Annotated in this window: 7 protein-coding genes; 1 reads left to right on the top strand and 6 read right to left on the bottom strand. The window is 68.7% G+C overall.

Going from position 1 to position 11,770, the window contains the following annotated elements:
- Nucleotides 1-5 precede the first annotated feature (5 nt).
- The 6 genes from OG976_RS12125 to OG976_RS12100 form a co-directional block, all read right to left on the bottom strand.
- Nucleotides 6-3,263: an arabinosyltransferase domain-containing protein gene (locus tag OG976_RS12125; RefSeq protein ID WP_328362367.1), complete on the bottom strand. Its 3,258-nt coding sequence runs from the start codon at nt 3,261-3,263 to the stop codon at nt 6-8.
- An 87-nt stretch (nt 3,264-3,350) separates the two neighbouring features.
- On the bottom strand, nt 3,351-6,587 hold the full coding sequence (locus OG976_RS12120) for an arabinosyltransferase domain-containing protein (RefSeq protein ID WP_328362364.1): 3,237 nt from the start codon (nt 6,585-6,587) through the stop codon (nt 3,351-3,353).
- Complete coding sequence (locus OG976_RS12115) at nt 6,587-8,428, bottom strand: galactan 5-O-arabinofuranosyltransferase (RefSeq protein WP_328362362.1); 1,842 nt, start codon at nt 8,426-8,428, stop codon at nt 6,587-6,589. Before OG976_RS12115 ends, OG976_RS12120 begins: the two co-directional genes overlap by 1 nt.
- A 6-nt stretch (nt 8,429-8,434) precedes the next feature.
- Complete coding sequence (locus OG976_RS12110) at nt 8,435-9,217, bottom strand: decaprenylphospho-beta-D-erythro-pentofuranosid-2-ulose 2-reductase (RefSeq protein ID WP_328362359.1); 783 nt, start codon at nt 9,215-9,217, stop codon at nt 8,435-8,437.
- The gene (locus tag OG976_RS12105) at nt 9,218-10,591 is read right to left on the bottom strand and encodes an FAD-binding oxidoreductase (protein WP_328362356.1); all 1,374 of its coding nucleotides are present in this window, start codon (nt 10,589-10,591) and stop codon (nt 9,218-9,220) included.
- Nucleotides 10,592-10,622: 31 nt separating this feature from the next.
- Nucleotides 10,623-10,988: a GtrA family protein gene (locus tag OG976_RS12100; protein ID WP_328363475.1), complete on the bottom strand. Its 366-nt coding sequence runs from the start codon at nt 10,986-10,988 to the stop codon at nt 10,623-10,625.
- 112 nt (nt 10,989-11,100) lie between these two features.
- On the opposite strand from OG976_RS12100, the gene OG976_RS12095 reads away from it, so the two are divergent.
- Nucleotides 11,101-11,724, top strand: a complete 624-nt coding sequence (locus OG976_RS12095) for an HD domain-containing protein (RefSeq protein WP_328362353.1) — start codon at nt 11,101-11,103, stop codon at nt 11,722-11,724.
- Nucleotides 11,725-11,770: the final 46 nt, after the last annotated feature.

Raw genomic sequence — 11,770 nt, 5'->3', positions numbered from 1 at the left:
CCCTGTCACGGCAAAGCCCTGATCGGTCCGTTGCGGCTCCAGCCGAACACCTTCACCGAACCCTGGTCGATGACGGCGGTCGGCGCCTGGTCGGCGGGCACCAGGCGGATGTAGCGCTCCAGGGCGCCCCAGTCCCGGTACCAGTCGTTGCGCAGGTAGGTCGGGATGGTCGCGGTGGTCAGCAGCGCCTGGATGAACAGGAACGGGCCGCCGGCGCGGGCCGACTGCCACATATTCGACGACACCACAACCTGTTTGAGGTTGGGCAGAATCCGGTACTCGGGCAGTTCGGCGACGCCGAGGTGTTCGGCGAACGGCCGCTGGCACGGGAAGTTCGCCGCGGTGGCGATGTCCATCAGGATCGGCGTCTTGGCGCCCAGGAACTCACTTGCGGTCTGTAGCACCGGCACCCGCGGCGGGGTGAATCCGAACCACTGGTCGTCGCTCAGGTTCGGGTCGTCGGCCACAATGCGTGCCACATTGGCCTCCGGCGGCGCCCACGCCAGCGGGAAACGCAGGTTGCGCCAAGCCTTTTGGGCGATGACATCGATGGGCTGCACCGAGTTCAGCGCCTGGAAGCTGCCGTCGGGCCGCGCCACACCCCACTGCAGTTTCAACGACTGGCCGTAATTGAACTGGCCCTCTTCGTCGTAGAACCAGATCGCGCCCGCGGCGGCGACGGTGACCAGCGGCCGGTCGGGGGTGCGCGGCGGCAACTGGTACCACGCCGAGGTGGCCTTGGCGGCGACGGTGTTCTCCTTGTAGGAGCCCATTACCGGGGTGGTCTTGGGGTCCAGGCCGAACGGCAGGAACACCCGGGATCCGTTCACGCCCTCAGGTCCGTAGCCGCCGCCGGTGCCCGCCGCGAAAGCGATGCCCGCGTTGGGCTTGTTGGGCGAGCCGTCGGAGTTGACCGTGCCCGGGTTGGCGACGAACGGCTCGGCAGGCTCGAGGGTGTCGCTGATTCCGTTGGGGGTGAAGCCGATCGGGTTCTCCCCGCCCAGCGGACCGTACTGGCCCCACTTCTGGCCCGGAACCGGTTGCAACATACCGGCATTCGGATCCGGCTCGACGAGGACGTCGTCGGCCATGGCGCAGCTGTTGTTCGACAGACCTGAGCTCAGCGCCGACACGTTGGCCTTGGCGGTGGTGTACACCGGGTAGCGCTGCACGAACGCCTTGGTCATCGAGCCGACCTCGAGCAGCACCATGATGATCGCGAACACCAGCAGCGGGGTCGAGGCCAGCACCCGATTGCGGCGGGTGTTCTTGACCTCGGTGTGCCCGGCGTAGTCCATCCGGAAGTGCAGCCACCCCGCCAGCAGGCCGGTGACGACGGCCAGGCCGAGGAACATGCTCGTCACCGGCTGGTGGGCGATGACGGGCTGGCGGTCGAACCACGGCACCCCGTAGTTGCCGACGTAGAACCAGCCGTTGATCCCCGAGGTCGCCCAGGCCAGCACGAACAGCAGAGCGGTGACCCACAGCGCGAGGTTGCGTCGGTTGTGCAGGCCCACCCTGGCGAAGGCGAACGCGGCGACCCCGCCCAGCGCGCCGGCCAGTCCGGCGAACGCACCGAACTGCACCGCCCACTTGGTGGGGGTGAACGTCAGCAGCAGCAGACCGATCGCGGTGCTGCCGACCAGGCGCCACACCGGCCCGTTGGCCACCCCGGGTACCCGGCCGCGCCGCAGCAGCACGGCCAGCAGGCCGAACAGGCACAGCAGCATCAGCAGGACGGCGAAGCGCCGCGTCAGCGAGCTTTCGACGTTGTCTTCGACGGTCAGGAAGTAGTAGCGCAGGAAGTCCTGGTACCAGGCGATCGTGGGACCGACGACGTATTTGATGCGGGCGGATTCGGCGACGGTGGCCAGCGTCTGGTCGCGGAACACCACCACGAAGATCGTCGAGAGCGCAGCGGCCAGCGCGGCCAACGGCGCCAGCAGTCCTGCGGCGGCGCGGCGGCTGCTGATGACCTGCCAGATTGCCCGGGACCCCACCAGCAGCGGTGCGGTGGCGATCAGGCCCTGGGGCGCGAGCGTCACGCTGAACACCACGATCACGATGGCGACGGCCGCAGGCAGCAGTCTGCGGGTGGCGATGGTGTTCTCGACCAGAATCCACGCGGCCAGCGCGCCGAAGGCGATCAGCGGCTCGGGCCGAAGGCCGTTGTTGAAGGGCAGCCAGGCCGCCAGGAACACCGCGCCTGCCGTCCATACCGCGGCCCGGTCGAGCGAGAGCCGCCTGCCCAGCCGGGGCAGTACGCAGCGGCTCAGGATCAGCCAGGTGGCGATGCCAGCCAGCGTTGCGGGAAGCCGCATCCACACCCCGGCGGTGCTCACCGAGGCGAGGTGGGCCAGCACCGACTGGTACCAGTCGAACGGGGCTTCGGTGGCGCCGAAGAACCGGAAGTAGTTGGCGGTGTAGCCGGCCTCGCCGGACACCCGCGCGATGGTCAGGTTGTAGCCGTCGTCGGAGGAGATGGCGCCGATGACGTGCCAGAGCGCCAAGGTGCCGAGTACCGCGACATCAGCCAGCCAGGTGGCCCATCCGACCCGCCAGAACCGCCGCCATGCCCCGGCGACCCGCCGGCCCGATCGCGCGTCGAGCACCGCGAGCGCAACCAGCGAGGCAACCACGCAGGCGATGCCCAGGGCCATCACGACGAGCTTCAGCGAGGTGGGGTCGGTGATGAACCGGGTGTCGATGTCGACCCGTGCCGACAGTCCGGCTTGCGGTGGCACTTTCAGGTCGGTGAAGATCCCGGCGATCTGGGGCTTCTTCTCCGGCGACAGGGTGCCGGTGGCACCGGGGATCCCGACGAAGTCGGCTCCCGTGCCGCCCGGGCCCGCCCACAGGTGCAGCGTGCTGCAGGCCGGTGTCGCCACCGCGGAGCGCGGCGCCACGGCGGCCACCGTGTCGCGGAATGCGACGACGACGGTCTCGGCGTTGGCCCGGACGAACAGGCCGTTGCGGCTGGCGTCGATACCGGCCGGCGGGATCGTCGAGAACACCAGGCCGCCCTCGGCGGGCAGGGTCGCGATGGCCTGGCAGGGGATCGACACATCCATCGACTGCGGGGCCCCGGACACCAGGGGCGCGGTGATGTCACCGACCCGGTCCCCCTGCGGCCACTGGATGGCCGCGGTGGTCTGGGTGACCGGCAGCAGCGGCGTCAGCCCGCACAGCACGATGCCCAGGAGGCCGGCGACGACGGCGACGAGCTTCGCGATCCGGAGAGAAGCGTCGCTGTCGCTAGGCACGAGGCTCGATGGTAGGCGACGCGGCTTAGTGGACTTGGAAGGCCTGCGGGGGCGCACCGATTTGAGACTGGATTGCAGCCCTAAGGACTACGTCGGCCGCAGCGGAGCCGGGCTCCAGAAGCCGCTGCGGGTGGCGGTGCCGAGGTCCAGGCGAGCCGGCTGGGCGTTGGGGTAGAACGCGTTGAGCCGCTGCAGCGCGCCCCAGTCCCGGAACCAGTCGTCCTTGAGGTAGGTCGGCACGGTGACCGCGCGGTACAGCAGTTCGCTGATGCCCAGCGGGCCGCCGCCGATGTTGTCCATCACCGGCGAGTTGGCCTCGGCGCCGAACCGGTCCGGCAGGATCCGCCACTTCGGCGGCTCGATGACGCCGTTCTGGTGGCCGAACGGCCGCTGGCAGGGGAATGCCAAGCCGACCAGCCAGTCCAGCAGCACCGGGTCGGCGGAGCCGACGACCTCCTGCAGCGTGCGGAGCTTGGGGATGCGGGGCGGGGTCAGCGCGATCCAGTGTTGCGGGGCAAGGTCGTCGTCTGAGGCGACGACGCGGATCTGGGTGGCATCGCGCGGGATCGCGGCCAACGGGGCCCGCAGGTTGCGCCAGGCCGGTGCGGCGCCGATATCGGCGAAGCCCAGCCCGCCGCCGGGCTTGTTGGCGGCAGCGCCCTCGTCGGTGGCCCATTGCACCTGGACCTCGTCCTGGTCGAACCGGCCGGCGGCCGACACCACCAGCAGCGGAGACGAGCGCCAGTCGTCGGGCAACCGGTACCAGGCCGACCGCAGCCTGGCGGGCTGCTGAATGCCCGAGCGCCAGCTTCCCAGCACCGGGGTGCGGGACGGGTCGAGCCCGTAGGGCAGCCGGGCGCGGGAGCCGTTGACGCCGGCGGCCGCGGTGGTACCGCCCTCGGTGCCGGCCTCACTGCTGGTAGCCACGCCGTCGTCCTCGGCGAGGCTGCCGCCGCCGGGCGGTTCCAGCACCGGGTCGGCGGAGACGTCAGCGGGAACGCCGCCGGGGGTGAAGCCTTCGGCGGTCGAGCCCAGTCCCGCGCCGAGGGGGACGCCGATCGGGATGAGTGTCCCGGCGTTGGGGTCGAGTTCGACCATGACGTCGTCGGCCAGACCGCACGTCTTGCCGGTCAGCGCCTGCAGATTCGAGCGGCCCACCGACCACGCCGGCCACTGCTCGGTCATCCCGAGCGTCAGCGACAGCACCTCGAAGATCACCAGCAGCCAGGCCACCACCGCCAGCGGTGAGCCGACGATCCCCGACCACCACCGCCGCCGGCCGGTGCTGCCGTTGTCGCGGCCGGAGAAGTGGAACCACGCGGCCAGCAGCAGTGTCAGCACGGTCAGCCCGAGCAGGAACGTGGTGAACCCGAAGTGCCATTCGGGGAACTGATTGGACCACGGCACACCGAAGTTGGAGACGTACCACCAGCCGTTGACGCTGGCGAACGACAGCGCGGTCACGAACAGCACCAGCGCGGCGAACATAGTTCGGTTGCGCCGGGATCGGAGCACGTGCGCGGTGACCGCGACGGCCGCCAGCGCACCGAGTGATCCGGCCAGACCGGCGAACACCCCGAAGTGGTGCGTCCACTTGGTCGGGGTGAACATCATCGCCAGGAACGAGATGATCGTGATGCCGATGATGCGCCGGCTCGGCCCCGCGGCGGTGCCCGGGATGTGGCCGCGGCGCAGGATCATCGCCACCGACACCGCCACGGCGATCAGCAGGGCCAGGACGGCGAACCGCCGCGCGACCGAGCCGTCGGGGCTGGCCATGAACAGCCGCTCGTAGCGGATGTGCTCGTCGAACCAGCTCAGGCTCGGCCCGACGGCAGACTTGAGCGTGTTGGCCTGGATCTCCCCGACCAGGGTCTGGTCCCGGAAGATCAGGATGATCGTCACCGTCGCGGCGGCCAGGATGGGCGCCAGCAGCGGCAGCAGCCCGAACTGCCGGGAGCGGCGGTGCAGGATCGTGCGCAGCGGCCCGATGGCCACCAGCAGCGCACCGATCGAGGCGATACCGGTCGGGCCGGAGAACAGGGTCAGCGCGCCGACGATGCAGGCGAAGGCCACCGGCAGCAGGCGGCTGGTGGCGACGCCGCGCTCCACGCAGATCCAGGTCAGCAGGATGCCGATAGCGATGATCGGTTCGGGGCGCAGGCCGTTGTTCAGCGGCAGCCAGAACGCCAGGAACATGCCCGCCGCCGTCCACGCCGCCGCCCGCGTCGTCTTGACGGCATGGCCCAGCCGGGGGATCACCTCGCGGCTGATGATCCACCAGCAGGCCAGCGCCATCACCAGCGTGGGCAGCCGCATCCAGACGCTGGCCGTCGACACGTGTGCCCACAGCGCCAGCAGGTCGTAGTACCAGCCGAACGGGGCTTCCGGGGTGCCGAACCAGCGGTAGTAGTTGGCCATGTAGCCGGCGTGCTCGGAGACCCGGGCCATCGTGAGGATGTAGCCGTCGTCGGAGGTGTTGGCGCCGACGAAGTGCCACCACACCAGGACCGCGATGACGACCCCGTCCAGTGCGCCCAGTGACCACCACCGCGGCGGCAGGAAGCGGCGGTGCCGCATTCCGTCGGCGGTGTCCATGACGTGCAGCGCGATCAACGCGACGATCGTCAGCACGACGCCGAGGACCATCGCGGCCATCTTCAGCGCGGACGGCGCGCTGCTGTAGCGGGTGTCGATGGTGGCCGACAGGCTCAGGCCGGGCGGCGCCGGTCCGGTCAGGTCGGTGAAGACCCCGACGATCTGAGGCCGGAAGTCGTAACCGCCGCGCTCACCTTTGAGCGGCGCCCCGGGATCGTCACTGTCGGGTCCCTTGGTCAGGCCGACGAACTCGGCGGTGACCTTGTCGGCGTGGGCGGTGAACGTCACCTTCTGGCAGGCCGGGCTGAGCACCTGGGACAGCGGTGCCACGACGACGGGGGTGTTGCGGACGACGATGACCAGGCTGTCGTTGGCGCGCTGGATCAGAAGGCCGCGGTCGACCGCTTTGGGAGCCTGCTTGGGGACGGTGGACAGCAGCACGGTCCGGCCGGTGGGCGCGAGCCCGGCGGCCGCCTGGCAGGGCACCTCGATGTTCAGGTCGGTGGCCACGTAGCTGATGAGCGGTGCCGTGACGCTGTCCAGGACACCGTTCTGTGGCCAGTTGAGTTCGGCAGTGGTCTGCTTGACGGGCAGCAACGGCGTGAGGATCGCCAGTGCGGCACCCAGCAGACCGGCGATCACGGCGACGAGACGCGCGGTCCGATAGTTCGCCCGCGTCTGCTCCACGGAGCTAGATGGTAATTGCCGGGTGCGCGAGCCAGTCACTACGGATTCCTGATGGCCAGGATGAACGGTCCGATGTCCTTGACGGTGAACTGCGGACCCTTGAACAACTCGGCGTTGAGTTCGACGGCGTAGCGCCGCACGTTGGGCTGGTTGGGGTAGACGTCCTGGGCCAGTCGCAGGGTGTAGGTGTCGTTGGCTCCGCGGCGCATCAGGAACACCGTCGGCGCCTTCCACGGCAGCGTGTCGAGGGCTTTGACGAACTGGTCGGTGTTCTTGAGCTCACCCCACGATTCGATGGCCGCTGCACGCTTGTCGAACTCGGCAAGCGGATTGGCGTAGTGCGAGGTCAGCCCCTGGAATCCGTAGTACGGGTAGTAGGACAGGAAGCTGTAGTCGGCAGTCATCACCACGGTGTCCTCGCGGGGTCTGCCGGTGATCTGCTGGATGGCCCCGTCGATCTGGTCGTAGTACTTCTCGGCGCCGGGCGGTCTGCGGTCACCACGCTGGCCGTTGCCGTCGGTGTCGGTGTAGGCAACGGTCAGGTCGGGGCGCAGCACGTCGGGGATGTCCTGGCTGAAGCCGATGGCCCCGATCAGCCCGATCGCGGCGGCCACCGGGATGACCTTGCGGGTGGTCCTGGCGGCGATCACCACGGCGATCTCGATGAAGCCGAAGGCGCCTGCGGCGGACAGCAGGACGGTGAGGGTGGGCTGCAGCCGGAAGGACAGCAGTGTGGTGCCGACCAGGGTGGTCAGCATCGACAGCAGCGACCAGGCGTAGAGCGACAGCACCCCAATGCCCAGGGCGGCTGCGCGTACCGAGGTGCTGGCCCGCCAGACCAGCCACAGCGTCCCGAGCATGCACAGCGCGCCCAGCAGGGAGAACTGCAGCATCGGGAAGGTCAGGACGGCGCCGTCGGCGGGCAGGTAGTGCTGGGCGCTGCCGGTGTCGCTCATCGGGCCCTTGGCGGCCCGCAGCAGGAACGGCAGCCAGGTGATCAGTGCGATGGCCCCGGCGATGACGCCCGCTACCAGCAGCCGCAGCAGCGGGCCGAAACTGCGGCGGCCGACCGCGACCAGCACGGCCATCACGACGACGGTGAACGCCGTATAGCCCAGCAGCAGGGTGTAGAAGGTGGCGGCGACGCCGAGGAAGATCCCGACGCCGACGACGGCGGCCCAGCCGCCGCTGCGGGCCCCTCCGCGCAGGCCCGACCAGGCCAGTACGAGCACCGGCGGGATCAGCACGGTGATCATCGCCGCGTACGGCTCCGGCGAGCCGTAGGCGAGCATGACGGCCGCGGTGGCGATCGTGACCACCAACGCGTACTCGAATCGAATCAGCGCCGACCACAACACCATTGCCAGCACCACCGCGATGGCGATCGAGGTGATGGCCCAGGGTTTGAACATCTCCCAGGCCGGTGTTCCGGTGAGTGCGGCAGCGCGTCCGCCCAGCCAGAACCAGCCCGGCGGGTAGAAGGGCGGCAGACCGGAGTAGGTCATGTCGCGCAGAGCCGGGCTCTCGGTGAGCCTGGCGAGGTATTCGGTGCGGAACTGCTGGTCCACCGAGATGCCGAAGAGGTAGAGCTTGGTGGCGCCCAGCGGCATGCCGAGGGTCACCACCGTAAACGCCGAGAGGACGACCGCCGCGGCGATGCGGGCCAGCCAGGCACGTCCGCGGCGCCAGAGGAAACCCGTGCCGACCAGCAGGACCAGGCAGCCGACCTGGCCGACGGTGGTCAGGGCGTGCAGCTGGTTCGACGACGGGAACGCGGGCCATTCGACCGTGGCGATCGCGAACAGCGAGATGGCCGAAACGACAACGGCGACACAGGCTCCCGCGACCATCTGGCCGGTCGTGGCCAAGACGCTGCGCATGCGGGGCTAGATCGGCAGCTTGCGGAAGATCGGGCGCGGAATGTGCCGCAGCACCGACATCAGGACCCGCACCTGGCCCGGCGCCCACACCAGGGTCTTGCCCTTGGCGGCCGACGTCACGGCCAGTTCGGCGACGTCGTCGGCGTTGACGGTGAAGGGTGCTTCCTTGGCGCCGGTGGCCTTCCAGTGTTCCAGTGTGGTGGTGGTGCGCACCTGGCCGGGCCGGATCACCAGTACGTGAACACCGAACTCGCGCAAGGCCTCTCCGAGGCCGAGGTAAAAGCCGTCGAGGCCGGCTTTGGTGGAACCGTAGACGAAGTTGTTGCGACGCACTCGCTCACCGGCCACCGAGCTCATGGCGATGATCTGGCCGGAGCCCTGGGCGCGCATCTTCTCGCCGATCAGCACACCCACCGAAACCGCTGCGGTGTAGTTGATCTGGGCGCTCAGTACCGCCTTGGCCTGGTTCTGCCAGAGTTCCTCGGCATCGCCAAGGATGCCGAACGCCACGATTGCGACGTCGACATCACCGTGTGCCCAAGCCTTTTCGACGACATCGGGGTGGCTGGCGGTGTCCAGGGCATCGAAGTCGACGTATTCCACCGACTTCGCGCCGGCGGCCTCCAGTTGTGCGATGGCGGCATCGCGCTTAGGGGCATTCGGCAGGTCCGCCAGGGTGACCCGCGCCTTGGCGTTGCGCAGATAACGCGCGACGATGGCCAGGCCGATCTCGGAGGTTCCGCCCAGCAGCAGGATCGTCTGCGGGTTGCCGGTGGCGTCGAAGACCATTTAGTAAAGCTCCAAGCGTCGGGCCATATCGGACATGAATACCCCGTCTGGATCCACCTTGCGGCGCACTGCAATCCACTCGTCGATACGTGGATACATGGCGTGGAAGGTGTCCGCCGTGGTGCGAGAATCCTTGGCTGTGTAGAGCCGCCCACCGAACTGCAGCACGCGGCTGTCCAGCTCGTCGACGAACTCGCTGAGCCCGGCCTTGATGGGGAAATCCACGCACACGTTCCAGCCGGGGATCGGAAAGCTCAGCGGGGCTTGGTTTCCCGGCCCGAAGAGCTTGAACACGTTGAGGAACGAGTAGTGCCCGGAGCGCTGGATGTCGACGATGATGGCCTTGAACTCGTCGACCGCCTCGGTCGGCACCACGAACTGGTACTGCAGGAAGCCGGCCGGCCCGTAGGCCCGGTTCCACTCGCCGAACATGTCCAGCGGGTGGTAGAACTGCGTCAGGTTCTGGACCTTGCCGCGGTAGGTACCCGACTTGCGGTACCACAGTTCGCCGATCGGGCCGAAGGTGTACTTGTTGGCCAGCCCGTTGGGAAAGACGTCGGGCAGCGTAAGTAGTTGTGGCGCATCGAACTTCAGGGGGTTCTTCTGCAGCTTCTTGGGAAGCTGGTCCAGCCGGGCCAGTGAGCCGCGGGAGATGGCGGCGCGGCCCAGCTTCGGCGGAGCGCTGATCGCGTCGAACCATGCGCTGGAGTAGGTGTAGTTGGATTCGCTTCCGTCACTGTGGAAGGCGATGGTCTCGTCCAGAGTGTGGGTGACGTCACCGTCGGCGATGAAGTAGGCGGTCTCGGTGGGGGTCATCTCGATGGTGGCCCGCAGGATGATGCCGGTAAGTCCGTTGCCGCCGACGGTTGCCCAGAACACGTCGGCGCCTTCGCCGTCGGGCGTGACGGTGCGGACCTGCCCGTCAGCGGTCAGCAGCTCCATCGATCGCACGTGGTTGCCGAAGCTGCCGGCGCTGTGGTGGTTCTTGCCGTGGATGTCGCATCCGATCGCACCGCCGACGGTGACCTGGCGGGTGCCCGGCAGCACCGGCACCCACAGCCCGAACGGCAGGGCGGCCTTCATCAGCTGGTCGAGGTTCACGCCCGCGTCGACGTCGACCAGGCGGGTGTCGGAGTCGATGGAGTGGATGCGGTCCAGCGCGCTCATATCGATGACCAGACCGCCGCCGTTCTGGGCGTTGTCGCCGTAGGAACGGCCCAGCCCGCGGGCGATCACACCGCGCTGATTGTCGTCGGCGGCGCGCGCCACGGCCTTGACGATCACCTCGGGGTCCGGCGTCGACAACACCTCGGCGACGGTGGGCGCGGTGCGTCCCCAGCCGCTCAGGCGCCGGGTTGTCGTGGTTGTGGACATCGTGACGAGGGTACCGTGCGGGGCCCTACGGTCACCGCAGCCGGAAGATCCAGACCCGTTGAACGATGAAGTTGATCACGGTCGCGGTGCCCTGTGCGATCACGAACGCGACGGGTAGCGCCCAGGTGCGGTAGTCGAGAAGATGCAGGGTGAAGTGGTTAAGCCCCACCTGGACGGCGAAGGTCAGCGCGTAGAGCGCCATGACCGCCAGGAACCGGGACCGGCTGGGCGGAGCCTGGAACGTCCAGCGCCGATTGATCAGGTAGGCCGTGATCGTCCCGACGATGAAGCTCAGCGCCTTGGCGAGGTCCACCTGGACGCCCCCGGCCTTGTACAGCAGGACATAGAGGCCGAAGTCGACGATCGCGGACAAGCCACCGGTGACGACGAACCGCACGACCTGCGTTCTGAGGCTCAGCGGGGCCGCCGGGGTTGTCTCGGACACGCGCTGAAGCTTAGTTTCCCCGGGCCGCTTCGCGTCAGCGCCGTGACCTGTGCACCATAGAGGTGTGCAGGACCTGCTCGAGAGATGGGCGGAGTTACTCGCCCGGCATACCGCGGACCCCGGCGCTCAGAACGTCGGCCGCGAGCTGCTGGCTGCCTGGTCGGAGCCGCACCGCCGCTACCACTCCCTTGAACACCTGCGCGACATCCTCGGTCATGTCGAGGAGCTGGCCGTTCTCGCCGAGGATGCCGATGCCGTCCGACTGGCTGCCTGGTACCACGACTCGGTGTACGCGGGACGCCCCGACGACGAGGAGCTCAGCGCCCGCCGGGCTGAGGACGACCTGTCCGGGTTGGGGGTGCCACCGCAGTTGGTCGACGAAGTGGCCCGGTTGATCCGGATGACCGTCACCCACGATCCGGCGCCCGGCGACCACAACGGGGAGGTGCTCTCCGATGCGGATCTGGCGTCACTGGCCGTACCCCGTGAGCGGTATGTGGCCAACACCGCTGCCATCCGTGCGGAGTACCGGCACGTCCCCGACGACGTGTTCCGCAAGGGGCGTCTGCAGGTGTTGGCCAGTCTGCTGGGCGGTCCGGGTGTCTTCCGCACCGAGCATGCTCGCCGGCATTGGGAGCCGCTGGCGCAGGAGAACCTGCGGGCCGAGTTGGCGACGCTGACCGGCTGACCGGATTCCGTTGCCCCCCAATGGCTTCACCAGGTATCGGGGGTGG

This window comes from Mycobacterium sp. NBC_00419, assembly GCF_036023875.1.
Taxonomy (GTDB): Bacteria; Actinomycetota; Actinomycetes; order Mycobacteriales; family Mycobacteriaceae; genus Mycobacterium.
The sequence above is the reverse complement of the archived record's forward strand: the minus strand, read 5'-3'. Positions and strand labels throughout refer to the sequence as shown.